Source organism: Sphingomonas natans (genome assembly GCF_030546695.1).
GTDB classification, from domain to species: domain Bacteria; phylum Pseudomonadota; class Alphaproteobacteria; order Sphingomonadales; family Sphingomonadaceae; genus Sphingomonas_I; species Sphingomonas_I natans.
In genome coordinates, this window is sequence record NZ_JAUOTP010000005.1 from 218,878 (window position 1) to 244,006 (window position 25,129).

Annotated in this window: 16 protein-coding genes; 8 read left to right on the forward strand and 8 right to left on the reverse strand. The window is 60.5% G+C overall.

Features of this window, described 5'->3' with window-relative positions; all coding sequences use genetic code 11:
- Positions 1 to 228: 228 nt before the first annotated feature.
- The 3 genes from Q4F19_RS12790 to Q4F19_RS12800 form a co-directional block, all read right to left on the reverse strand.
- On the reverse strand, positions 229 to 552 hold the full coding sequence (locus Q4F19_RS12790) for a hypothetical protein (RefSeq protein ID WP_303543135.1): 324 nt from the start codon (positions 550 to 552) through the stop codon (positions 229 to 231).
- A gap of 524 nt (positions 553 to 1,076) precedes the next feature.
- Positions 1,077 to 2,309 (reverse strand): NAD(P)/FAD-dependent oxidoreductase, encoded by a 1,233-nt coding sequence (locus Q4F19_RS12795; protein ID WP_303543137.1) that lies wholly within the window; start codon positions 2,307 to 2,309, stop codon positions 1,077 to 1,079.
- A gap of 517 nt (positions 2,310 to 2,826) precedes the next feature.
- On the reverse strand, positions 2,827 to 3,864 hold the full coding sequence (locus Q4F19_RS12800; RefSeq protein ID WP_303543138.1) for a sterol desaturase family protein: 1,038 nt from the start codon (positions 3,862 to 3,864) through the stop codon (positions 2,827 to 2,829).
- A 573-nt stretch (positions 3,865 to 4,437) separates the two neighbouring features.
- Here Q4F19_RS12800 and Q4F19_RS12805 point away from each other — a divergent pair.
- The 5 genes from Q4F19_RS12805 (at position 4,438) to Q4F19_RS12825 (ending at position 14,609) form a co-directional block, all read left to right on the forward strand.
- Positions 4,438 to 7,332: a TonB-dependent receptor domain-containing protein gene (locus Q4F19_RS12805; RefSeq protein WP_303543139.1), complete on the forward strand. Its 2,895-nt coding sequence runs from the start codon at positions 4,438 to 4,440 to the stop codon at positions 7,330 to 7,332.
- Positions 7,333 to 7,888: 556 nt separating this feature from the next.
- Complete coding sequence (locus Q4F19_RS12810; protein ID WP_303543141.1) at positions 7,889 to 9,520, forward strand: carboxylesterase/lipase family protein; 1,632 nt, start codon at positions 7,889 to 7,891, stop codon at positions 9,518 to 9,520.
- A 200-nt stretch (positions 9,521 to 9,720) separates the two neighbouring features.
- On the forward strand, positions 9,721 to 11,139 hold the full coding sequence (locus tag Q4F19_RS12815) for a carboxylesterase/lipase family protein (protein ID WP_303543143.1): 1,419 nt from the start codon (positions 9,721 to 9,723) through the stop codon (positions 11,137 to 11,139).
- A 388-nt stretch (positions 11,140 to 11,527) separates the two neighbouring features.
- Positions 11,528 to 13,723 carry a beta-glucosidase gene (locus Q4F19_RS12820; RefSeq protein WP_303543144.1) on the forward strand — a complete coding sequence of 732 codons (2,196 nt, stop codon included), beginning with the start codon at positions 11,528 to 11,530 and terminating at the stop codon, positions 13,721 to 13,723.
- 97 nt (positions 13,724 to 13,820) lie between these two features.
- On the forward strand, positions 13,821 to 14,609 hold the full coding sequence (locus Q4F19_RS12825; protein WP_303543146.1) for an IclR family transcriptional regulator: 789 nt from the start codon (positions 13,821 to 13,823) through the stop codon (positions 14,607 to 14,609).
- 378 nt (positions 14,610 to 14,987) lie between these two features.
- Here the strand turns inward: Q4F19_RS12825 and Q4F19_RS12830 are convergent, their stop codons facing one another.
- The 5 genes from Q4F19_RS12830 to Q4F19_RS12850 form a co-directional block, all read right to left on the reverse strand.
- A complete protein-coding gene (locus tag Q4F19_RS12830; RefSeq protein WP_303543147.1) occupies positions 14,988 to 16,418 on the reverse strand; it encodes an alpha/beta hydrolase domain-containing protein in 1,431 nt (476 codons plus the stop codon).
- Positions 16,419 to 16,498: 80 nt separating this feature from the next.
- Complete coding sequence (locus tag Q4F19_RS12835) at positions 16,499 to 18,781, reverse strand: TonB-dependent receptor (RefSeq protein ID WP_303543149.1); 2,283 nt, start codon at positions 18,779 to 18,781, stop codon at positions 16,499 to 16,501.
- Positions 18,782 to 19,037: 256 nt separating this feature from the next.
- A complete protein-coding gene (locus Q4F19_RS12840; RefSeq protein ID WP_303543151.1) occupies positions 19,038 to 19,400 on the reverse strand; it encodes a nuclear transport factor 2 family protein in 363 nt (120 codons plus the stop codon).
- Positions 19,401 to 19,547: 147 nt separating this feature from the next.
- Complete coding sequence (locus tag Q4F19_RS12845; protein ID WP_303543152.1) at positions 19,548 to 20,084, reverse strand: nuclear transport factor 2 family protein; 537 nt, start codon at positions 20,082 to 20,084, stop codon at positions 19,548 to 19,550.
- A 32-nt stretch (positions 20,085 to 20,116) separates the two neighbouring features.
- Complete coding sequence (locus Q4F19_RS12850) at positions 20,117 to 20,716, reverse strand: nuclear transport factor 2 family protein (protein ID WP_303543153.1); 600 nt, start codon at positions 20,714 to 20,716, stop codon at positions 20,117 to 20,119.
- 180 nt (positions 20,717 to 20,896) lie between these two features.
- Between Q4F19_RS12850 and Q4F19_RS12855 the strand changes: the two genes are divergently transcribed.
- The 3 genes from Q4F19_RS12855 to Q4F19_RS12865 all read left to right on the forward strand — a co-directional run bounded on the left by Q4F19_RS12855 (position 20,897) and on the right by Q4F19_RS12865 (position 25,076).
- Positions 20,897 to 22,234 carry an MFS transporter gene (locus Q4F19_RS12855; protein ID WP_303543155.1) on the forward strand — a complete coding sequence of 446 codons (1,338 nt, stop codon included), beginning with the start codon at positions 20,897 to 20,899 and terminating at the stop codon, positions 22,232 to 22,234.
- Positions 22,235 to 22,764: 530 nt separating this feature from the next.
- On the forward strand, positions 22,765 to 23,952 hold the full coding sequence (locus Q4F19_RS12860) for a hypothetical protein (RefSeq protein WP_303543157.1): 1,188 nt from the start codon (positions 22,765 to 22,767) through the stop codon (positions 23,950 to 23,952).
- 359 nt (positions 23,953 to 24,311) lie between these two features.
- The gene (locus Q4F19_RS12865; RefSeq protein WP_303543159.1) at positions 24,312 to 25,076 is read left to right on the forward strand and encodes an SDR family NAD(P)-dependent oxidoreductase; all 765 of its coding nucleotides are present in this window, start codon (positions 24,312 to 24,314) and stop codon (positions 25,074 to 25,076) included.
- Positions 25,077 to 25,129: the final 53 nt, after the last annotated feature.

The following is a 25,129-nucleotide window of genomic DNA, read 5'->3' on the forward strand; positions in this document are numbered from 1 at the left end:
GGCGTGCCGCCAACGATGGAACATCGCCGGGAAGCAGGCCGCGCCAACCTCACATCGTGCCGGACGATCGTATTCACGAGCGGCTCGGCATCTCGCGTCAAACGCTGAGCAGACCTCCGCAAGGCGCTTAGGAAGTTTGCTGCGCAGCGCCCGCTCGTCGGATTAGGGCGCCCGAAGCAGACAGGCCGCTTTCCACCACTCTTGGCCGTAGGGCGACGGCAGCGGGCGCTACCGCTTTGACGGCGATGCCGCGTCAACCAGTTCGTCGAGCTTGGCCCGATCGGCTTCGGAATAGTCCTTCTTCGGCTTACGCATGGCCCTGTCCACGCTCGTCCGCTTGTCCGCATTCACGTTCGGCTTGCCAGCCGGCTCCAACGACCCTTCCCGACCGAATAAGGTATAACCGGCCCGATCAGGCTGGGCGGCGATGAAGGCGTAGCGAGCGACCACGGCCAGCAACGCGATTATGATCAGCCAAAGCATCCAGACGAAGATGCCGGATGGTCCTCCACGGCTGGCGCGCGATGTCCGTTTCGTTGTCGCCTTCGCCACCGCTTCGTCTCCGCCGTCTCGCCCAACCGCGGGCGTAAACCGCCGCCTCAGCACGATGGCGGGAAGCTCGTCCAGAGGCTTGTGACGAGCCAGCGTACGATCTTTCTTTTCGCGGGACCGTGGCGTCGGCGCGCATACCGAAAGCGGCCGGGCCGCTCACCACCAGAGATCACCGCGAAAACCGCCGTTGTTGCCACTTAGCGATTGTGGATATTTCGCATCGTTCCGGGCCATTGGGATTTTTTCTGGGCTGCGCACACGCTTTTGTAGCCATTTGCGCTGGTGCCCACCGGACGGGTCCCCTCTTCTCGTGCTCCTTTTTCCAATCCGACGGTCAAATGTCATCGCGTCGCGCAACAACGGCGCCTCTTAGCCGATGGCTCAAATGCGATCACACGTCCCAAGCGGGCGGAAGATGGGCGTGGCATCGGCACTGGCGGCTGATGTTGGTCTGCGCCCGTTCTAAGCCCCGGCGTACCTTACCGAGCTGATGATCCAGGCGCTTCAGCGCAGACTATGGCAGTTTAGGCTACGCGCATCTCTTTGAGTGGGACCGTCGCGTCTCCTAGCATGGCCGGATGGACCACAGCACCACCGGTGACCAATGCACGACCCTGAACGTAATCCTTCGTGGCATTGACGCAGTCGAGTGCGATCACGCGGTCGTTTTTCAAATAGACAAGGCTGAAGCTGCGCGTTGACGGATCGCCGCGCTGCACGACGGCGTCGTAACCGATCGAAAGGCCGACCGTTTGCAGGCGCAAATCATATTGGTTCGACCAGAACCACGGCACGGCATCGTAGGTTGCGATTGCGCCGGTGATCGTCTTGGCGACGACATTCGCCTGGTCGTTCGCATTCTGCACGGATTCGACGCGAATGGCCGCCCCCTCGGCGAAACCGTTGCTGTGCAGCGCACAATCGCCGATTGCGAATATGTCCGGCAGGCTGGTCCGGCACTGCCCGTCGACCGCAACGCCATTGCCGCCTGCGGCGCCTGCTGCCGTTAAGGGCTCGATGGCCGGGACGATGCCGATGCCCACAATCACCATCTGGCAGGCGAGCAATTCGCCATCGACCATACGGACGCCGGTGACCTTGCCCTCCGCGCCTTCCAGATGATCTACGCGGGCACCCAGCCGCACGTCGACGCCGTGCGCCCGGTGCTCGTGCTCGTAGAAGCGCGACAGTTCTTCGCCGGCCACGCGCGCCAGCACGCGATCGAGTGCCTCGAGCAGCACGACCTGCTTGCCGAACTTGGCGAGCACGGCCGCCGCCTCCAGCCCGATATAGCCGCCGCCAATCACGACCGCGCGGGTCATGCCATCCAGCTCTCCCATCATGCGATCGGCATCGGCGCGGGTGCGAACCGTGTGGACGCCAGTCAGATCATTGCCCTGACAGGACAGTCGCCGCGCCGCGCCTCCGGTTGCCCAGATGAGCTGGCCATAGCCGATCGTCTCGCCGCCGTCGGTGGTGACCGTGTGGGCGTCCGGATCCACGCCCGTGACGCGCTGGCCGAGCAGCATCGCGATGCCGCGCTCGTCCCAGAAGGCCGGCTGGCGGATCAGGATCCGCTCGAACGTCCGCTCGCGGGCAAGATAGTCCTTTGAGAGAGGCGGGCGCTCGTAAGGGAGTTCGGGCTCTTCGCCGATCATTGCGATCGTGCCGTCGAACTTGTTCTGCCGCAGCGCGATCGCCGCCTGCGCGCCGCCATGCCCGGCGCCCACGATCACGATGTCAAACTTGCCGCCCAATTGCTCACTCCTTGCTTCACCGCATGATGCTGTCACACCAGGTCACCATATTCGTCAGACGGTGGGCCATCGTCGGCGATGACAGACTCTATGCAGAGCAAACCGCTTTTCAGCAGCTACGACAGCTCATCGTTTATCGATCACGCTGCCGATCTTAAATCTGCAATCCCGACCTCCCGTAGCGCAGCTAGCGCCGACGGCCCGACGGCACACCCCGCAAACCGGGTGAACTGCGTCGCCGATCCACTTCGCGAGGTTCTTCCGTCTCAAAAGGAGATCGCCGGCAAGCGAAGTCGGACCAGTCGGAGAATCCTTTGGATACGCGCCGCCTGCCTCAGAAGGATCACTCGCCTTTCAAGAAATGGGCGTAGCGCCCTGCCCCGGCGTGCCGAAGCCGGTCTCGATTGTCTACGCCGGCCGGATCCAGTGCAAACGGGCGTGTAGGACATCCCGTTCTTGAGGAATTCCGGCATTTGATCGTCAGGCAGATCGTTTAGATCGATCGTCACCCACCAGCTCACGCGGCACCCGCCGGCGACGACGGGGGCTTTCGATCGTTGCGCCGCCATGGAAACAGCTTGCCGGTCTCCAAGCGCATCGTACGCAGCGGCTCCAGATAGAACTCGCGCAGGGTATTGTGCGGATTATGGTCCCCTAATTCGGCGTCGTTCAGCCCCCAGCGCCAGGTTTCGCCTTTCGCCGGGACGTAAAGCGTTCCGAACAACCAGTCGAAGATATAGCCGGCACCTGCCATGTTCTTGTCCATGTGCTGCGGCTCGGCGCTATGGTGGAGTTGGTGCATCACGGGCGAACCCAAGACAACGTCCAGCACGCGACCATAGGATACAGGTATGTGGAGATGATCGACCGAGCGGAAGCCGATGAGAACATAGATGATATTGTACCAGAAGATCGTGGCGGTGGTGGCGGGCAGCAGGTCGCCGGTGGTGACGTAGAGCCCGATGCTGGTTCCCACGGCGGTGCCAAGGACGCGCGTTGCACCGTTGACGAAATGCTCGAGCGGATGGCTGCGGAGAAACGCGAAAAGGTTCGCGGATTCGGCGGAATGGTGCGCGCGGTGGAGCGCCCAAAGCAGCGGCACACGGTGCATCGCGTAATGCCCGCTATATTGGCCGATGCCCTGTCCGAACCAAAAGCCAAAGAATTGGATCGCAACGGCCGCCCACGCGACCGTAACAAGCTGCGGCGCAGGTCCGAATACGTCCACAAGGGCATCTTTAAAAGTCACGCCCGCTACGAGGCCAACGACAATCACCGCCACCTCAAACAGTGGAATGAAGATCAGGCCATTCGCCAGCCATACGCCAAAATCGACCCTGCCTGACCGGCTCGTGTACATCTCCTTGGGGAAGAGATAGGTCATCCATATCCTGAAGCCGCGTTCGGGAAGGTGCGGCCGGACGCAGCCGAAGTAAAAGAGCGACCCGGTGAGCAGGATTCCCGCAAGCACCAGGGGCAAACTTACCAGCAACGCGGAATACGACGCCGCGAATGCCGCGAACACCTGATCGACGGCACTTCCATCGCCATTCATAATCCGCATCCTCATCTCTCAGCGGAACGCGACACTTCGAGCGGCATCGCTTGCCACAACCCATTCCGCGACTACACTATGACGTATCCGGGTTTCCGTTGCAGACTAACCAACGCGTTGCGCTTAGTCAAACGATCGAGCCGATGGCCGCACCGGCTTCCTATCGCTGTGTAGCGACCGGACGAGGCCTCTTCGAAGTGACGCGCGAAACTGGCGGCTCGTTTTCACGGCATTCCACCAGTCCTGGCTTCGGGATGCTGCGAAAAACGTTTCCGCGACGAAGTCGTACGACCAGCCGATAAAAGTCGTCACTCGTTTGCCGAGCCAACCCTCGGATCGAGCGGAGAGAGCGCCTGCTCGTCGATCCGGCCGGCGAGCATAGCCTCCTTTTTCCCCGCTGACGGAGCCGTCGGCAAATTCGAAACCTGCCAGAAGGGGAGCTCGGGATCGATCGGCGAGAGCAGCCATGCGACAATAAACTGGCATATTCACGTTGATTCAGAATAATCCATTTGATATAGGGCAATCTCGCGCTTGTGAATAACACAAGGCGACTTCCAAGGGGGCGGATACATGGTACGCGGTTTGGCATTCTGCAGCTCTGCAATTGGCGCGCTGGCATTGGCTTCGGCGGCGCAGGCACAAGCGACGAGTTCAAGTCAAACCTCAGGCACAGGGGATGTCCCTGCCGCGGTCGCCGGAAGCTCCGAGCAAGGCGGTCTTTCAGAGCGGAATGCTGCCGACATCGTCGTGACGGGCAGCCGCCTGACGACCAACGGAAACAATCTGCCGACCCCAGTGACGATCGTCTCGACCGAAGCGCTCCTCAGAAATACGCCGACAAGCGTACCCGACGCCTTGAAGAAGCTGCCGGCGTTCGCGCTTTCGCGCGGCACTGCGGTCCAAGGCGATACTACGGACAATGCGACCGGCGCTTATCTCAACTTGCGCGGCATCGGCATTCAGCGCAACCTCGTGCTGCTGGACGGCCATCGCGTTCCGCCAACCAGCTACACGGGCGCAGTCGACACCAACATACTGCCGCAGATGCTGCTTCAACGCGTCGATGTCGTTACCGGCGGCGCTTCGGCAGTCTATGGATCCGACGCGGTTTCGGGGGTCATAAACTTTGTGCTCAACACCAAGTTCGAAGGACTTTCGGTGCAGGCACAGCGGGGTCTCTCGACCTATGGTGATGCGCCGTCTTGGCGTGCAGGCGCCGCATATGGCATGAATTTCGCCGGCGACCGCGGCCACGTCATGGCCAGCTTCGAGCACTATGACCAGAACGGCTTCCTCAAGGAGGCACGTAAATCAGGTCGCGCTGTCTATGCGCTAGCCGGAAGCGGGACCACTGCAGACCCGTATCGATTGATCACAAATGCCCGCAATTCTGCAATCGGATTCAACGGCTCCATATTCTCGGGCCCCTTGGCCGGGCAGCAGTTCGTGGCGCCAGGCGTCGTCGGACCGTTCCAGCATGGCACTACTCAGGGCGCCGGCCTGGAAAGCGGGGGCGACGGCTTCTACGGCAAGAACAGTTCGGCCGCGGCTGATGTAACGACAGACCAGGCCTTCGGTCGCGCCGATTATGCGATCACGGATACCATTAACATATATGCCCAGGGGTTCTGGGCTCGTTCCAAGAATTTCAACTATTTTTATCCGTTCCTGTTCAATCCGGTAGTGGTCATCGGGAACGACAATGCATTTCTCCCCGCAGCCCTACGCCCGGCGCTCGGAGGTCCATTTGTCTTCTCGCGCGTATTCGATGACGCCGAACATCGGCTGGCTATCAAGAATGAGACGACCAGCTGGCAGGCCGCAGCGGGCCTGACCGGCTCGGTGGGCGAGTTCAAATGGGACGTTTTTTACCAGCACGCGCAAAGCACGTCGCGGAATCAGGGGCTGGGTTTCGGCGTCGCCGCAAACCTCTTCGCCTCGCTGGATGCCGCAGACGAAGGCCTGGTCCGATCTGGCGTGGCGAACGGCAACATAGTTTGCCGAGCGAACGTGACCAATCCTGGCTCTCACCCCGGCTGCGTACCGATTAATCCGTTTGGCACATCCCCGGCGACCCAGGATGCCGCTTTGGATTATATCTACGGCTCGATTTACAATCAGCCCCGGTTTCCGCTCGACAACGTTTCCGCAAGCATCAGCGGTACGGCATTCGACAATTGGGCTGGGCCCGTTCGCTTCGCGGTCAGCGGAGAATATCGGCGGCTCGGGATGGACATCACGACCGGAATTCCGGGCAGCGCCCTGGCCGACTGCACTGGTATACGATTCAACTGCGTACAGGGCACCACGACCTATTATTACGGCGGTGGCGGTATCACGCCTGTCTCTGCTCATCAGACTGTGAAGGAGGCGGCATTCGAGACTGAAGTGCCTTTGCTCGCCAACAGCGCGATAGGTAATGCAAGCTTGAACGGGGCCGTCCGTTACACGGACTATTCTACGTCAGGTAGCGAGGTCACGTGGAAGGTGGGAGGTGACTGGAGTCCTCTCGAGGGACTTCGCTTCCGCGGGACGCGTTCACGCGATATTCGCGCGCCAAGCCTGTATGACCTGTTTCAACCAGCCACGTTGGCGAACAGCGGCTATCAGGACGTCCATACCGGCTTTAACGGCCTCGTGCAGACCCAGACCGTCGGCAATTCGAGCCTTACTCCGGAAAAAGCCGACACGACGACGCTTGGCCTGGTTTTTGCGCCAAGCTTCATTCCACGGCTCAGTATCTCGGTCGACTATTTCCGTATTAAGATGAAGGACGTCATTTCGGCCGTCGACGGACGCACCCAGGTCGTCCAGCGCCTCTGCGAGGCGGCTAACGGAACAGGGCCCTATTGTGATCTTTATGATCGTCCCCTCGCCTTCAGCAACCGCTCGCTCGACAATGCTCCTACGCGAGTGCGTTCGACCCAGTTGAATGGCGCCACGCTCAAGACCTGGGGCATCGACACGGAAATCAACTATTCGGCCCCGATAGGAGCGGATAACAGGCTGACCTTGCGCGGGCTTGCCGGCTATCAACCGCAGCTGACGACAGTTTTGATCCCAGGCACAGATCCCATTCGGAACGGCGGCGTCGCGTCCATCCAGCAGGGTGGCGGCATCAGCAAGCTGCGTCTGACCGGCTTCGTCTCGTTTGCGAGCCCGCACTGGTCGGTCGACGTGCAGGAACGGTGGCGCTCAAGCCTGCGCCAGGACGCCAACCGGTCGGTGGTGTACAACATTCCCAAAGTTCCTGCCGTGGCCTACACAGATATAACGCTGACGGCGTTCCTAGACAGTGACAGGGACAAATCAATCTTCCTGTCCGTTCAAAATGTCTTCAACAAAAACCCGCCGGTTTACGTCACATCGGCATTTTCCGGAACGCCGGCTTTCCAGTATCCGTCGATCATCGGTGACGATGTGATCGGGCGCTATTTTAGCGTGGGCGCTCGCTTCAAGTTCTAATATCTTTATTGAAATATTTGGAATAACTGCTCAGGCAAAGACCGCTCCTCACCACCATTTCCGTGACCCTGAACGTTCGGGGCTTATGTCGCATTGTCACGGTGCGGAATGGTTGGTGAGTGCAGGCGCAATATCTCTCCTTTAGTGATGATCGACTTGGAGGAGCGCGTGACGATATTATGTCCTCGACGGTGTAGACGCGCATGTCGCATCGGCGGCCGCGAGAAGCTCCGTTGAGGTCATACTAATCAGTGCAGACAATCGCTGCCCGTTATGGACGCGTATTCCGTATCCCGTGTTTCCGAAATGCTCGTATCTTCGGCAGCTTTCCTGCGCTGAACAAGGTCTCCCTCGCGCCTTTGGCGAGATCTACACGTTTCGCCGCGATCATAAAATCGCTTGCTCGACGACACGGGGCGACGCGGGACATTCCAGCTGCGTTCTGCCCGCACCCCAGACGTACATCGTTCCGAACAAGCACAGTGAGCCACAACATACAGAATGCAAGCCGTCGGAAGTTCAATTCTTCGATCGCGGATCATGAGGAGGGTACGAGGTGGAACTCACGCGACGTGGCCTGATCGGCGCTGCAGGGCCTATGCTATTGTTGTCCGGTCGGGCGTTGGCAGCCATCGGAGACGCCATCGCCGAAACCGAGGGGGGCAAGATCCGGGGTGCAGTCATCGGCGGCGTACGCATTTATCGTGGGATCCCCTACGCCGGCAGCGTCTCCGGGGAGAACCGCTTCAAGCCGGCCGGGCGAGTGAAGCCATGGGTGGGCGTGCGTGATGCAGCGCTGCCGGGCGCCCCTTCCATACAACCGCCCGATGGCACGTTCGGGATTGACGAACCGGCCCCCGCAGAAGACTGCCTCAACCTGACGGTGTGGACCCCCGCCAACGACGGCAACCGGCGCCCCGTAATGTTCTACAGCCATGGTGGCGGCTTTTCGAGCGGTTCGAGCGCCTCCGTGCTGCAGGACGGTGCGAACCTCGCGCGGCTGTATGATGTGGTCGTCGTCGCTACGAACCATCGCCTAGGCCTGCTGGGCTATCTTTATCTCGATGGCATTGCCGGATCGGATTATGCCGGCTCGGGCAATTGCGGGATGCTCGACATCATTGCCGCCCTCGGGTGGGTTTCGCGGAATATCGACCGGTTCGGCGGAGATCCGTCGAACGTGATGATCTTCGGAGAGTCCGGGGGCGGGGCAAAAACATCCTGCCTGTATGCGATGCCGGGCGCCGCACCGCATTTCAACAAGGCCTCGATCGAGAGCGGCCCCGGCATACGCATGACGGAAGCCGAAGACGCAACGCGCCTGACCGAGAAAGTCCTGTCGGAGCTCGGCATCGGCACTCGCGACTGGCGGCGCCTCCTGAATGTCCCGGCCGCCAAACTGCTCGAACTGCAACTCAGGCTATCGGGCATGCCGAACGACGCGACAGCGCGCGGCGGCAATCCGGGCGGCGGGTTGCCCGCGATGCGGTTCAGCCCGGTCGTGGATGGCAAGGCGTTGCCTGCGCACCCGTTCGGTCCCGCAGCACCCGCGATCTCGCGCAACAAGCCGCTGATCGTCGGCTATAATCGCGACGAAGCTGCCTTCTTCGCGTTCTTGAGTGGAGACGTTGGAATGTTCAACGTCGACGAGGCGGGGTTGCGCAAACGGCTCAGGCCCCTGTTCACCGACTATGAGCAAGTAATCGCGACCTATCGTCGCAGCCGCCCGGCGGCGTCCCCTGCGGACATCCTCATCGCAGTGCAGAGCGCTCGCTTTGCTGGCATTGGGTCAGTTGCAATTGCGGAGCGCAAGGCGGCCGAACAGTCCGCGCCAGCGTTCGCTTACATCTTCAATTATCCTCTCGAAACGGTGATGCCGGGTGCGAACCGCCCGTTGGGGCCGATGCACGCTCTCGAAATTCCGTTCAAGTTCAACAATGTCGACGCGAAGATCCACGGTTCGGTGCTCGCGGGCAAACGATCCGAGCGCTATGTCGCCGGACATGCAATGAGCGAAATGTGGGCGACCTTCGCGCGCACCGGCGTCCCCGGCGCTGTAGGGCAACCGAAGTGGCCAGCCTACAGCCTCGATCGCCGCCCGACGATGATCATTGACGCCGCCTGTCAGGTTAAAGACGATCCTTATGGCGAGGAGCGGCTTTTCTGGCAGAGGCGCGCCAATGCGTGAGCTTCATTATGTGCCTTCAGGGCTCGATCAAGACGTGCATCTGCATGCTCGCGCGTGCCATCGCCGCGCCCATTTCGCGACGAGGCCGCCTGCGCCAACGCATGCCCCCTCTTCATCTTTCCAAGTGAATCCCAGCTTCGTGTACGCTGGAGCCATTACCCAAGTCTGCGACTGACCGGCTTGCCCATCCGAGGATCGATATGCGCGCTTTTTCATTATCCGCCCTCATTGCCGGCGCCGCATTGGGGATAGCCCGCAGCGGTACGGCAGAGGTGCCGGTCTCCGCCCCGGTGGTGACCGTGGAAAGCGGCAGCCTGCGTGGGACAGCTGATGCTGCAGTCATAGCTTTCAAGGGCATTCCGTTCGCCGCCGCACCGATCGGACCGTTGCGCTGGCGCTCGCCGCAGCCAGCGCCCGCCTGGTCGGGCGTTCGCAACGCGAGCGAATATGGCCACGACTGCATGCAGACTCCGTTCCCGAGCGATGCCGCACCGCTCGGTACGCCGCCAGCCGAAGACTGCCTGTACGCCAATGTCTGGAAGCCGGCCGGGAAGGCGAAGAAGTGGCCCGTGATGGTATGGATCTATGGCGGCGGATTCGTCAACGGCGGCGCGTCTCCGCCAACCTATTCGGGCGCCGCGTTGGCCAGGCAGGGCATCCTGGTAGTCAGCTTCAACTATCGCGTCGGCCGTTTCGGCACGTTCGCGCATCCGCAACTGACCGCCGAAAGGCCGGACGGCGCGCTGCTCGGCAATTATGGATATATGGATCAGTTGGCGATGCTGCGCTGGATCAAACGCAACATTGCGGCGTTCGGCGGCGATCCGGCACAGGTCACGATCGTCGGTGAAAGCGCCGGCGGAATGTCGGTCCATGCGCTGGTCACGTCGCCGCTGACGTCTGGACTGTTCAGCCGGGCGGTGGCGATGTCGGGCGGCCCGGCGTCGCTCGGCGCAACGACGCTCGCCTCGGCCGAGGTGACGGGGCTGGCCTTCGCCAAGGCCAACGGCATAGCCGAGAACGATCCGCAGGCCCTGGCTAAATTGCGCGCGCTATCGGCCGAGCAGGTGACCGACGGCCTCAACATGGCCGCCCTGTTCGCGCCGGCGTCGGGTCCGAAGACCTTCAGCAGCCCGATCCAGGACGGAATACTCGCGATCGATGACCTCGCTGCCTATCGCGCCGGCACGTTCGCCAAGGTGCCGATGATGGTCGGTGCCACCAGCGCCGATATCGGCGGCCCGGATGGCATGATGCTGGGCGGTGCCCACATGATGGCAGGGCTGCTCGCTCAGCAGCATGTGCCGACATATTATTATCGCTTCTCCTACGTCGCGACGTCGGAGCGACCCGGGTCCAAGGGCGCTACGCACGCCTCCGATATACCGTTCTTCTTCAACACCGCGGGCATCCGCTATGGCGCGCAGGCGACCGCGACCGACGCTACTGCGGGAAAAATCGCGAGCGGGTACCTCGTCAATTTTGTGAAGCGGGGCAATCCCAACGGACCGGGCCTCCCGCTTTGGCCGGTCTACGCCGGCACTGGAGCTCCCATGCTCGACCTGAACGGCACCGGCGGGGCTGCAGCGGTCGCGGATTCCTTGGATGCCGCAAGATAACGGGATCATCGCCAACGGATCGCTATGCCGATCGATGCGCTCGCCCGCCCAGCTGCGCGCGACGTAAGCGGCGTGGCAATCGGCCAGCCTGACAAGACGTCACGAATTATCTAGTATCGAACCCGTTGTGGATTTAGGAAATTCCTGCCGGAGATCGGATATCACCAATGATACCGCGGAGAGGATCGTCATGGGCTCCATTCGTGCTTGCATCGCCGGGACCACGCGGCACATGCCCGCGAAATGCGCGTGGACCGTCGTGCGCGGCACTCCTCCCCGGTCGGTCATGCCAGTGCCACGACAGCGCTGATCCGCTTGGAGATAACCAGTTCGCAATAGCATTTTGAGCAGGACCGTGTGGTCCGTCGATAGTTTGAAGGGCGGAATGATGAAACTTCGCAGCGCCGCATTTGGGCTGGCTTGTGCCGCGATCGCGGTCTCTTCTTCCGCAGCTTCGATGGAAGCCGCCCCTTGGGCGAAGGCGGTGGCAACCGAGCAGAAGATGAAGCCGGCGGAGCGGGCCACGCTCACGCTCGGGATAATGGCGGTGCCGTATGGCGCGGTGGTCAACCTGCCCGCGGGCGCCCTCTACGGGGCGGGATTCATTCCCGGCATTCCACGACTTGGCGTCCCCGCCCTGACCGAAACAGACGCAAGTCTTGGCGTTGCCTACGCCAGTGGATTTCGGAAAGACGGGGGGGCGACGCCGTTGCCATCCGGCGTGGCGCTTGGCGCGACGTGGGATCCCGATCTCGTGCGGCGGGGCGGCGCGATGATCGGCGGGGAAGCGCGTGCGAAAGGCTTCAACGTCATGTTGGCCGGAGGCGTGAACCTGATGCGTGATCCCCGCAATGGGCGGACCTTCGAGTATATCGGCGAGGATCCTCTTCATTCGGGAATTTTGGCCGGCGCGCTCATCACAGGTGTCCAGTCCAACCACATCATTTCCACGATCAAGCATTTTGCCCTGAACGGCCAGGAGACCGGCCGACATTTCCTGAACTCGCGCATCTCGGACGCCGCCGCGCGCGAGAGCGACCTGCTTGCGTTTCAGATCGCGATCGAAAACGGGCAGCCCGGCGCAGTCATGTGCGGATATAACAAGGTGAACGGCGCGCAAGCCTGCGGGAACGAGTACCTGCTCAACAAAGTGCTGAAGACCGACTGGCGCTACAAGGGCTTCGTGATGTCCGACTGGGGCGCGGTCAACGCTATCGATTTTGCCTTGAAGGGATTGGATCAACAGTCGGGCGTCCAGCTCGATCCGAAGCCTTTCTTCGGTGCGGATCTCCAGAGCCTCGCCGCAACGGACCCGCTCTATCGCGCCCGGCTTGCCGACATGAACCGCCGCATCCTGTATGCTATCTACGCCAACAGGCTCGATGCCTTTCCCGTCAAACCGGGCGGCCTGATCGACAAGGCCGCGAATGCGCGCGTTGCCGAACAGGTAGCGCGGGAAAGCATCGTCCTTCTCCGAAATCACGACGGCGTTCTGCCTCTCGCCAAGAGCGCCAAGCGGATCGCGGTGATCGGCGGATATGCCGACACCGGTATTCTCTCGGGTGGCGGATCGAGCCAGGTGCATCTGGAAGGCGGCGCCAGTGCGGTGGTTTCGCACGGGGGGCTAAGCCCGTTCGCGTCCCTTCTCACGGAGCAGTACCTACGCGCGCTGCCGCCTCTGGATGCGATACGCGCCATGGCGCCGGACGCGCAGGTCACGTTTCGCAGCGGCGATTATATCGGCGAGGCGGTCGAGCAAGCGCGAAACGCCGACATCGTCATCGTGTTCGCCAACCAATGGCAGACCGAAGGCATCGATTTGCCGGACCTGACGCTTCCGCGGGGCCAGGACGCCCTGATCGAGGCGGTCGCGGCTGCCAACCCGAAGACGATCGTGGTTTTGCAGACGGGAAGCGCCGTGGCGATGCCGTGGCTGGAGCGCACCGCCGCGGTCATCGAAGCCTGGTATCCCGGCGGGCGCGGCGGTCAGGCAATCGCCTCCGTCCTATTCGGGGATGTCAATCCGAGCGGCCGCCTGCCGATCACCTTCCCCGCAAGCCTCAACCAGCTTCCGCGACCGAAACTGGATGGCAGCGACAGCGTCGAACCGAACTTCCTGGGGCTCGGCACCCCCGGACAGACGTTGACGGTCGATTACGACATTGAGGGGTCCGATGTCGGGTATCGCTGGAATGCGCGGAAGAACTTCACCTCGCTGTTTCCGCTCGGTTTCGGCCTGAGCTTTACGAGCTTTGAATATTCGGATTTCAAGACGGATGGCGTACGCGCCACTTTCACGGTCCGGAACAGCGGCAAACGAGCCGGTGCGACGGTGGCCCAGGTTTATCTGACGCGCCGACCAGACGGCAAAAAGGAAAGGCTTGTCGCGTTCCAGAAGGTCGAACTCGCCGCTGGAGAACGTCGTCTGGTCACGGTGCCGATCGAACGGCGGGTGATCGCCGATTGGGCGAACTCGAAATGGAACGTGCGCCCGGGGGCGTATGCGTTCGCCTTGGGCGAGAATGCCGAGAAGCTCGGCCCGACGCAAACAGTCCGGCTGCCAACTTCAAGCTGGGCCCCATGACGGCAAGTACGACGGTCTTTCGAAGGGTTGCGGTCTGCCGGCACGCATCAGAATAAGGATGTCGCCAGAGCTCCAATTCGGTATAAAGATCGGCCCCATGAAAAAAGTGACGAGCGAAAAGGTAGTCGAGCGCCGCCGAGGCATCCAATCCGTCGAGATCGGGCTGAACGTCCTGCAGGCGCTTAATGGGTTGGGCGGCCCGTCGACCTTGACCGCCATCTCGCAGGCCTCCGATATGGCGCCCCCGCAAGCGCACCGGTATCTTCAAAGCCTCATCGCCACCGGCATGGCGCTGCAGGACCCGGGTACCGGGCGATATGATCTGGGCCCGGCGGCGATCAAGATCGGGCTCGCCAGCCTGGCGCGGACCGACGCCTTCAAGCTTGTGGATCGCTTCGTCAGCGCGTTCGTCCTCGAGCGTGGAGAAACCGTGCAGATTGCGGCGCTTGGTCCTCTCGGTCCCACGATTGTCAGATGGTATTCCGGAAGCCCGGGGGTGACGACGTCGCTGACCGTGGGGTCGGTCCTGTCGCTGCTGCATTCCGCCACCGGTCGTGTTTTCATGTGCTTCGCCCAAGACACAGAAACCGCATCTTTGGCTGCGAAGGAGCTTAAGCGCGCTCCGATCAAGAAGTCGGATCTGAAAGCCACGCTGGACGAGGTGCGCAGCCGGGGCAGAGCTACCGTCAGCGGGTCGGTTATTCCGGGATTGAACGCGGTGGCGTTTCCGATCTTTAATCTGCAGGGCTCGGTCATCCTCACAGCGACGCTGCTTTGGCCAGCGGAACGGACGGATCCGGCCCGGAGCGCATCGATAGAGGATCTCGCGCAAGTCTGTCGGGAGGTTAGTTTACAGCTCGGTTGGAGCGATACGCATTCTTCCTGAGCCGCATTGTCCGCCGGTGATCAGGTAGCGTCCGCGGGCCAACCGACCGCGCGCGTTTCTTGCCTTCCCTGCGCATATGGCCCGCCGATCGCTGGGTGCCCCCCCCCCCCCCCGGGCGGGCAAAAACAATGGCGCGGCCGCGCCAACGTCTGAATTTGAAGCCGGCGCGGACAAACCGTTCGAATAAACTGGAAAGCCGGTGTTTGCCCGAACCGGCGTGGGTCTTGAGATCACCAGCGCCTGGCCTCTCCCCTGCTCGTATACATTCGAGCGGCATATCGTGCGCGCAAACAGATTATGGACATTGGCGACCCCGGCCAAACGCTGGTGGCAAATATGCGTCGGCATAAGCGGATGCTTTGCTCGACTCTCCGCGTTTCAGGAGCATTGGAACTTGACCGCCTTGGCTTCGGTCAACAGCGTATCGGCGTCGGGCCGCAATAGAACGCCGCGCGCCACGTCGGCGTCGAGCGCTCCGGCAAACTGAGCCACATAATTCCCTTGGCTCATGTAACGCTCGCACATCTGCTTTTCGGTGAAGTCCTTGTGCGAGCCAGCCAGCATGCAGAAACCGCCGCCCGTATTCACACCGACATTGATCCCATTCGGCACCGTGTAAGTCGCCGTACGGATACCGCCGTCGACCAGCCCATTGGCATCGCGCTTGGTCTTGCCATTCGCGTCCATCACCAACCGATCGCGAGCGGGCGGTGCCTTGCCGGAGGTGAGCCAGTTCTTGATGGCCTCGAATGCAGCCGACAGCACGAAGCCGTTCGGCACGCGGCTCCAGATCGGCATCGACACGCATTGCCCAGCAACAATAATGTCGGACAGGCTGAGCGGTTTACCATTGGGATCGCGATTGGCGGCGTCTTGCCGGAAACTTAGATCGACATAATCCGCAATTTCGCGATACGAGTTGTGCGATGCCCCGGCGATTTCCCACCAACGGTGGGTCGCGGTATCCGCGGGCGGCGTGCCCTGGAAATTGCTGAAGAATTCGGTCCCCACGGCAATCGACTTGGTATCGATATCTGTCCGCAGCGGCCCAGCCCGGTCATAAAAAATGAAGGCATCGTATACAGGTTTGAGCGGATGAATGCTGTTATAATAGGTAGTGAGCTTACCAGCCGACTGGGATTGCCCGCTCGCGATCATCTGTTTGATCTTGAGCCCGCCGAGGATTTTGCCGGCCTTGATCTGCTCTCCCACCTGCGTCCAGACATCCCAAGACAGGACATCGCCGCCCAGGCTGCCGAAGTTTTCCGGATCGATGATCTTGCCGTCTGTATCCGTATTGGGCGCGTCCAGGCTGAGACCGGCATAGCGCGGGCCGTTCATCCGGTGAAGCGCCGCTATACCGGTGCGCTGCACCGTGACCCCAACATAGGCATAGCCGTCGCGGAGCAAATAATCATGCGCCGGGCCAAATACGAAATCACCGTCCTGTTTGGTCGTGACGTTCAGCCATTCGACAACCACGATCCCGTTGAACTTCGTGGGATCCTTCGGCGCCCTAACGATAAGGCGGGTCTTGTACGGATGACCCGAATCCATGACGTCCGCATTCGCAAGACTGTTGGCAAAACGATAACGGTTGGCAACGCCAGACATGAACAGTTCTTTTTCGGTGTAACCGGCGGTATCGAGCGAGATCGGCGCGGCAAGGAACATCTTGCCGACCGCCGGTGCTCGCGTGACGATCGGCACTTCCGCCGCGGCGACACCCGACCCCGCCAGTATCAGGAGCGTCGCTGTGACGACGCGCCGCAGGGCGCCGCCCCCAAGAGATGGATCCCGCTTCATCATGCAACACTCCTGATAAGCGAACCGCCAAGCGGCGGATCATAACCATCGGCAATAAACCGATCGATCTCTAGGCATCCGATCTAGAACTTACGCTCGACGGTCAGACCGAAGGTTCGAGGCGGCTGGAACGTCGTGCTGCGGAAATAGCCGGTATAGAGAACGTTGTCGTAATTTTCCTGGGTATTCGAGATGATACGCTTGTTGCCGATATTGCGGATCCATAGCGTTGAAGACCAGCCGCTGTTCGGACTGGCGAAATGAAGTGATGCGTTTTCGACATTTGCGGCAGGCCGGCTGATGCCGTCGAGGTTTTCGAAGGCCGTATAGTATATGCGAGACTGATGATTGAACTCCCCGCGCAGATCGGCGGTCCAATCCCCGAGCGGTATTTTAATGTTGGCGCCCAGGTTCGCCGAAAATGCCGGCGCTCCCGGCAATCTATTCCCCGCCGCGTCGATGTTGAACCCGACGATCCCGAGACCATAGGCCGCCAGGAATTCGAGATATTTGGCGTCCAGATAGGTCGCGTTCCCGTCGACCGAAAACCACGGCGTCAGCCGAAGCGCATAGTCGCCCTCGACGCCGCGAATACGCGCTTTCGCCGCATTCGTGACGAGGAGTTGAGGTGTTCCGCCCGCACTCAAGATATTCGTGTTCACCTGCAGGTTCGTATAATCCATCTGGAAAACCGCAGCATTGAAGCGCATGCGTCCTCCGGCCAGACTTGCCTTGGCGCCCAACTCGTAATTGTTGACATGCTCTGGCGCGAATCCTTGCGATACGAATGAGCCCGGACTGAAACCGCCGGATTTGAATCCTCGGGAGGCCGTCGCGTAAACATTCAATTCCGAACTGACCTTCCATTCCAAAGCCGCCTTCGGTGTAAAAGCATTAAAATGGGCTTTTTTCTCGAAGCTGGAATAGGGCACGAGCGGCGTGATGAATTGCCACTCGGAATCGAAAACGCGTTCCTTGGAATATCGCCCGCCGACGGTCAGCGAAAGACGCTCAAGCAGTGGATAGCTGGCTTGGCCATATATGGCGTAGGAGTTCGTCTCATATTTTGGCACCGCAGTCTGAAAGTCCGCCTTGATCGTAGGCAGGCCCAGCACCGCATCGACCGAGGTGTCCAGCGGTGCCTGATAGTGCGACGTCCGATGGACGTTATAATAGAATAAACCCGTCGTCCATTTGAGCTTGCTCGATGCCGCCGAATTCAGGTTGAGCTCCTGCGAGAATTGCTGTTGCTTGAAGTCGTTATACTTGTAATATGCCGCATCGCTCTTCGTGCCGATGAAATCGTTGCGGTCATGGTTATTCGCGGCGCGATAGCTGGTCGACGACGTAAGGATGGCCCAGTCTGCATCCCAGGTGATCCGCAGCGCGCCGCCTCCCGTGCGGGATTCGCGATCATTCGGGAGGTTTCGATTTGAGTCGTAACCGAGCGCTTCGCGATACTCGGGCCCAAGGATGGGCGCGAGCAAATTGGTCGTCAATTCGCCGCCGATCGTGCGACCGCCGCGCACGACCGGTGTGGGAAAGATCGCCGTGAGCTGATCGACGAACGTCGAATAGGTATCCGTGTAATCTCCGGAGAGCAGTACCTTCAGATTGTTTGACGGCTCCCACGCCAGTTTCGCGCGGATACTGGTCGTTCGCGCGCCGTTGACGCGGCTATTGTTCGATAGGTTGCGGCCATATCCCGGCAGACTCGTCGTCTTGAACGCGATCCGCCCAAGAAGGTTATCGCCTGCGATGGGTCCACTCACAGCGCCCTGCGCTTCCGCCAATCGATAGTTCCCGAACGTCGCTTGCACATCCGCCATCGGCTCGCTCGTTGGATCGTTCGTAATGATGTTGATCGATCCGCCGGTCGCGTTGCGACCATATAAGGTCCCTTGAGGCCCCCGAAGCACCTCGACCCGAGCCACATCGTAGAACGGGATCGACTGGTCGGGCTTGGACCCGAGATAGGTGCCGTCCAAATGGACCGCGACCCCTGACTCGACGCCGACGTTGCTGCTGACCCCGCGTATAGCATAGGCGGGTGTTCCCTCGCGATTTGTGGCGAACGCCAGACCCGACACCACCGTCTGCAGAGCCACGATGTTTGTCACGCGACTGTCCTGAAGCCGCGATTGATCCAGGGCAACGATCGAGATCGGAATGTCGCGGACGTTTTCGGACCGCTTTTGTGCGGTAACGATGATTTCGCCTACCGTCGTATCGGTCGCATCTGCAGCACCAGTTGTTTGGGACACGCTCTCCGACATCGGCCGAGGATCTTGTTGGGCGTGGACAGCGCTGGGCATTGTCACACAGATGGCCACTCCGCAGAGATACAGCTTCGCCGTACTGCGCATCTCTTCTCTCCCTGTATGCGTGGCCCCGTTCAGGCGCACGTCTATTATGGCGCGACGTTTCCACAGTGTTGCTGGCACGTCAAGTGAATTACATTATGGGCAATCGATTGCGCGACACGAAACTTTGGGTGGCGCGCTTTAGGACCCGGGAGCAGAGTTGCTCGCCTAGCTGCGAGCGCTTGTCCGTGGATGCGCGAAACTGCCGGGAACGATGCGGCACTCTATCTCGGGCGCCGCAGCGCGGAAGGCAAAGAATTTAGTGAGGGCTCAGTGCTTTCGCAGCGTCGCCCAAGGGCGTCGTCTGCCAAGAGACGATGCGCCACGCGCCGGCCTGCTTTGCATACACGCCCGTCGTTCGAACAATGTCGCTCTGCCCGCCGCCGAGCTTGATCATCAAAATAGCGTGCGTGACGGCGGCGTCGTCGTAGATATGAATGACCCGGTCATGGCTAGTCAGCCCGCTCCAATACGAATTACGCTCAAGATCTCCGATAAAAGCGTCTCTCGTTCGTTCATCGCCATTTTCATAGATTACGATGCTATTATCGGCGAGACTGGATCGGGCGCCCGACAAATCCCCGGTGACATGCGACTGCAGGAACCGATCTTCGACACTCAAAATTGCTCTTTCTTCCGTGGCCGTCGCTGGCTGAGCAGCGCCTGCAATGGGCGGTAGCAGAAGAACGCCCAGCAAGGCGGAGACTAAACATGTGTACGATCGAGCCACCGCGCGCTCCTGCAAAAGTCTCGAAAAGTCTTTGACAAACTATTTCCCGGAATTGGCACGATCCTGGCTGCCGGAAAATCGCCCTTCCGACGATTGCCACGAGACTTGCCGCCACTTGCCGGAGCGGCTGATATACACCCCTGTCGTCCGCACTGTTTCCGTACGTTTGTCGGTCAAGCGAACGGATAACAGGGAATGCGTCACCGCAAGGTCTCCATATAGCCGGACCTCCTCTTCGGATTTCGACCAGCTAACCCACGGGCTTCCGACAACCATCTTAAGAACCTCGGCCTTATCTTGAAGCCGCCCACTGCTGTGCATGTAAGTGCCGTCGTCGCTGAAACCTGCAGTGTGCGCCGAGATGTCCGTACTAACGCGCGCCTGAAGCAGGCTATGCTCAAGGGCGAGTACCACTCTCTCCTGAGTCGATGCCGACTTGCGAGCCAGACCTTCATCCTGGGATCGCGCGGCCGAGGGGAGGATGAAGATGAGAATTCCCAACATGCCGCCAATGCGACCACAGACATTTTGCACGGTCGGCCTCCTGCTTCTGATTGTTGTATCGGCTCCGACCATGCATCGAATTTTTGCCGGCCTCATCCATTCGATCAGTCATCGCGCAGCAGTGCCAACGCTTCTGGCGACGGCGCGGCGCGGATCGTCCGGCGAGTGATCTGCCACCGCCCCTCACGCCGCGCGAACTCCCAGCGGTTCGCGGTCATGCGGACCGTAATCAGCGGATGGGCCGCGGGCGAGCCCGCCAATGAGCGTTCGGGGCTCGCGGGATCAGTGACGATGATCTGAATGTACCCGACGGCAACCGCCTTATCGCCGCTTATCCGGATGAAGGGCTGCGCCGCTACGTGCGTCATACCGTCGGCCCTCGCCGACTTATGACCATCGTTGACGATCATGCCCACGACCGCCGCGCGACCGCGCACCGCTCCCCGCTCTCCACCGAGGTCCATAACGGCGTCTTCGGCATACAAATTCGTTTGAAACGCCGTCTCGCCCACGTCGGCGCTCCAAGCGCTGCCCGCCAGCAGGTTCTGAATGACCATCAAATCAGCGAGCTGGCTCGAGTCCGGCCCCGTCGCTGATTGAGACTTGCCGGCCGCTCCTCCCGCAGGCTCCGCGAGCGCCGCATCGACCGCCGCTCCGAGTACAGCCGCCTTTGCGGCCCCGACTAGAACTTGCCTCCTGTCCATACGCCCCCGTCCCGCCTCGCGATGCACGCGCCCAGCTTACGCCGGTGCAATACAAAATCCACTGGTGAATGATTGACAGTATCGCGGAAGGCTTACAAGATCGAAATTCTGAAGCCGGTCAGCATCGCCGCCGACGATATGCGCGCCATCCGCAAGAGTTGGCGACGGGAGAGTTGACTGATGAGGGATCGATCCTCGACCGAAGAATCGGCAATATCTGTTGGCCGGTCGACGATGGCTCGAAGGGCTGCCATCGGCAGTGCAGTCGGCTCCGCGCTCGAATGGCTAGATTTTACGGCTTACGGCGCTGTTTCAGCGACGGTTCTACCTAGGCTGTTTTTCCCGACCTTGGACGCAAATACTGCCATCCTCGCCTCGTTCGCGACCTTCGGTGTCGGCTTTTGCGCAAGACCGGCGGGAGGGATCGTATTCGGCCTGCTCGGTGATCGGGTCGGCCGAAAGAACGTACTGCTTGTCACCTTCGCCCTGATGGGCGTCTCTTCGATGCTTATCGGGTTGATGCCCCCTTATTCTTCCATCGGCATCTGGGCCCCGGCTCTCATCGTCTTGCTGCGCTTCGTGCAAGGCTTTGCCCTCGGCGGCGAATCCACGGGCGCCCAGTTGTTCGCAATGGAACATGCCCCTGCAGGCCGGCGCGGTCTCTACGGATCGTTCGTCAATATGGCCGCCCCGGCAAGCCAGGTCCTGGCCAACGGTATGCTCGTCGCAATCTCTTCGGTGCTGGATGATCGGGCGTTCCTGCAGTTCGGTTGGCGCATCCCGTTTTTGATGAGCGTCCTCCTGATCCTCCTCGGCCTGTACCTGCGCAGCCGCGTTTCCGAAACGCCGGCATTCGAAGCACTGAAGGCTCGTCAGGTTGAAGTTGCCGGCTCGGCCGTAGGCAAACCCAAGGTCCGCGTGCGGGATCATTGGCGCACGATCCTTCGCCTGCTGATATTCTGGGGAGGCCCCGCCTCCTGCTATTATGTCGTCACCGTTTTCTCCATCACATTCATCGTGAAGCACGGCCTATTGTCGACTCGAGCGACTTTCCTTTGTTTGATGTCAGCAAGCGTCGTAGCCGTCGGGACAACTATACTGGGTGGAGCGGCGACGGACCGCTTCGGACGCAAGCCCCCTCTGATCGTCGCATCGATCGTAATGCTGGTGACAAGCTGTCTGTACTTCAGGTTGCTGGAGACCGGCAGCGTCGTGCTTACTATCGTCGCGATGAGCTTGTTCGCCGGCAGCATTCAGGCGCAAAGCGGCATTTTGCCGTCGTTCTTCTCGGAACAGTTCCCGACGTCGGCGCGCTACGCAGGCTCCGCATTGGCCTATACGGGCGCGAACCTCCTGTTTGCTAGCCCGACACCGTTCGTCGCCGCATGGGTCACGCAACGGTCCGAAGGAAGCACGGCAGGCGTGACGGCCATATGCGTCGGGTTGGTTTCAGCCTCGCTCCTGGCATTAATGATCAGCCCGGAGACGCGCTTTGTGGATGTAGACGCCCCGGAGTGACCCCTTGAACTAAATATGCTCAACGATGAAGGCGTTTGCTGAGTATTTTTGCTGCTGCCCCAAGGTTTGTTCGTCTAAGGCATTGCACATTGTGCAATACGCCTTGACCGTCGCTCCTTCATGTGAAAACATGCTGCGATCGCACAAGCGTTCATAAGTAACGACGACTGGAGAGGGGCGTTCGCGACTCCACAAACCATCTGCTTATGCAGGCTTGCTGTTGGCGTTCTGGCGCCTTTCTGCATTTCGTTTGCCTAAGAGTTTGTATTGTCGAGGCCCGCGAATGCCTGCGACTGGCCAAGCTAATATGATTCCGACAATGCTCGACAATGTCCATTGCGCAGGAGCGTGTGCGAACGCCCGGTTGAGCAGCTTCGAGTCCGCGACGAAACTAGCGCTGCCCTATCGCAGCGACAAATATTGATAGTTCCGAACCTAGTCCGAGCGACCATTAATAATTTCCGCGAGCTGATTGCCGCCGAATGACAATCCTTCGCCGCGCGCCACTAAATCAACAATAGGAGAGCGAGATGAACCGCAGAGATTTCATGACAGTGGCATCCGTGGGCGTCGGCGTCGCGACGTTGCCGGCATTGAGAGCGGAGGCCCAAGGTGTTCAGACATGGCCCAACTTGACGACCCTTTATCTCGACCCGGAAAGTGGCAACGATAGTTATTCCGGAGCGAAGACCTCGCCGCTGCGATCGTTGGCCGAAGCGGCGAGGCGCGTGAATATGATCACCGCCCCGGGACCCGTGACGATAATACTCAAGGAGGGAGTTTACGCGATCGAGGAAACGGCGCGGCTTCATCCCGAAGGACGCCTGTTTTCCAAGACCGATCGATTGACGATCCGAGCTGAGATCCTCCCGGATGATCCGCAGTGGGATATGGGCCGTATGCCGACATTGATTCACACGCTTCCGTTGAAAAAAGTGTGGGACGGCCGATTCGACGGTGCCGGCGGGACTGTCGACGGGATCCTTGTTGAGATGAGCCATGTCTCTGTCATGGGTTTGCGGTTTCTAGGGCTGCCCGTCGTCGAGACACCGAGAGCTAAGCTATTGCAACGCGTCTACGGCATCAGTCGGTTCGGCAAGAACCACGAAGATCTCGAGATCGGGCATTGCGTCTTTGCAGGCGACATTGTCACCAGTCCCTTTCACGTATGCATAATCGCTCGCGGCAATGAAGTTAATGTGCACCATTGTATCTTCCACGGCGTCAAAATCACGGTGGTGTATTGGCAACCCGAGACCACGGGCCATTCCATGACGAATTGCGTGGTTAACGGTGCCTATGGCAGCGGGGTTTGGACCTCGTCGATCGACGATCGATATGTCTTCCATAACAACGTTATCGCGAATTCGAACTATGTGTGGACATGGCAGAACGCGCGTACCGCGACGGGAGACGTCACGCGCGTTCCAACAGGCGCCGGCGCTGCGCCGCCGCCCGCGGCGACCCCGGAAGTCGTGACCAGCCGTTACAAGGTCGCTAGCAGCTATTTCGCCGCGAACCGGCATATGGCCGGGTCCGGAACGGGCGCTCGATTGGGTTATATCGACCTTGATCCGGCTTTTCTGCAAATGGAAAATACAAAGGTCACGAATATGCCGATTGAATTTGAAACAGATCAGTCAAAACGCGACTACCTGGCACCGGTCGCAGGGTCAGATGCCGCCAAAGTCGGCGCGGGTTTGTTCGCGCGTCCTTGAGGCATTTAGGAGGATGGTGCTCGATTAGACGGCCATCCTTCCACAGTCCCGTTGGCATGAAGGAGTTGGCGTTCTTTCTAAAGGCGACAACACAAAATCGGCAGCAGGTGAGAGCCGCGCACTCCATCGATGCGGACGTCATGTCGGGCACGGGCAGTGCGGGCGATCGCCACCACTGCCTGCTGGGATCGCGGCGTCATGAGAGGCTCCGGATCGCCGCTTCGACGGTGCGCGACGACCCTGCGCCATTTTACATATGAACTTGTGGTTTCAGGAGTTGCCCGCCGATCGGTTGGCGGTTATAGGCACCGCCCGGCAGATGCCCGAAAATCCCGCATTTGATCCGGAGATCGTTTATCATGCGTCTGGACGGGAAAGTCTGCGTTATTGCAGGGGCCGGATCTCCCCGTGGCATTGGCTATGCAACGGCTAAGCTGTTCAGCCAGCATGGCGCGATCGTCGTGTTGACCGATATCGTCATGACAGACGGCCTCGTCGACGGCCTGCGAGAGGAGATCGGCGATCCTGCCGCCCCCGCTCCCGTGGGCATTCGCTGCGACATCACCGATTATGTCCAGTGCGAGGCGATGATGGATGATGTCGTCGCGCGGTTCGGCCGGTTCGATTGCCTGATCAACAGCGCCGGCATCGTAGACGGACGGCCTTTTCTGGAAATCGACGATGCCATGTTCGATCGCATGTCGACGGTGAATCTCAAGGGATCATTCAATCTCTGCAAGGCCGCTTTGCGCGTGTTCAACGCAAACCGCAGCGGCGTCATCGTCAATATTTCTTCAGCCGCCGCGCAGCGCGGCGGCGGCCTGGTCGGCGCCGCGCATTATGCGGCCTCGAAGGGAGGCGTCATCAGCCTGACGCGCGCGATCGCCAGGGAGTTCGGCCCCCGGGGCATCCGGGCCAACGTGATTTGCCCGGCCATGATCGAGACCGACATGCTCAACGGCGTGAACGAAGAACAGCAGAAGAGCATTGTCGAGGCCATACCGCTGCGGCGCTTGGGCACGCCGGAGGAACTGGCCGGTACCTGCCTGTTCCTGGCGTCCGATTTTTCAGGGTTCATCACCGGCGCCACGATCGACGTGAACGGCGGGACGCATATTCACTGAGGGGGCCGGCCATCCGGTGGTGGCGCGCGCAATGCTCGCTGCAGTGACGACGC

Excerpts from the sequence above, each read along its gene's own strand:
- Q4F19_RS12835 (WP_303543149.1), bottom strand. The coding sequence starts at position 18,781 with ATGCGCAGTACGGCGAAGCTGTATCTCTGCGGAGTGGCCATCTGTGTG.
- Q4F19_RS12825 (WP_303543146.1), top strand. The coding sequence starts at position 13,821 with ATGAAAAAAGTGACGAGCGAAAAGGTAGTCGAGCGCCGCCGAGGCATC.
- Q4F19_RS12845 (WP_303543152.1), bottom strand. The coding sequence starts at position 20,084 with ATGGTCGGAGCCGATACAACAATCAGAAGCAGGAGGCCGACCGTGCAA.
- Q4F19_RS12820 (WP_303543144.1), top strand. The coding sequence starts at position 11,528 with ATGAAACTTCGCAGCGCCGCATTTGGGCTGGCTTGTGCCGCGATCGCG.
- Q4F19_RS12855 (WP_303543155.1), top strand. The coding sequence starts at position 20,897 with ATGAGGGATCGATCCTCGACCGAAGAATCGGCAATATCTGTTGGCCGG.
- Q4F19_RS12800 (WP_303543138.1), bottom strand. The coding sequence starts at position 3,864 with ATGAATGGCGATGGAAGTGCCGTCGATCAGGTGTTCGCGGCATTCGCG.
- Q4F19_RS12815 (WP_303543143.1), top strand. The coding sequence starts at position 9,721 with ATGCGCGCTTTTTCATTATCCGCCCTCATTGCCGGCGCCGCATTGGGG.
- Q4F19_RS12805 (WP_303543139.1), top strand. The coding sequence starts at position 4,438 with ATGGTACGCGGTTTGGCATTCTGCAGCTCTGCAATTGGCGCGCTGGCA.
- Q4F19_RS12830 (WP_303543147.1), bottom strand. The coding sequence starts at position 16,418 with ATGATGAAGCGGGATCCATCTCTTGGGGGCGGCGCCCTGCGGCGCGTC.
- Q4F19_RS12850 (WP_303543153.1), bottom strand. The coding sequence starts at position 20,716 with ATGGACAGGAGGCAAGTTCTAGTCGGGGCCGCAAAGGCGGCTGTACTC.
- Q4F19_RS12860 (WP_303543157.1), top strand. The coding sequence starts at position 22,765 with ATGAACCGCAGAGATTTCATGACAGTGGCATCCGTGGGCGTCGGCGTC.
- Q4F19_RS12865 (WP_303543159.1), top strand. The coding sequence starts at position 24,312 with ATGCGTCTGGACGGGAAAGTCTGCGTTATTGCAGGGGCCGGATCTCCC.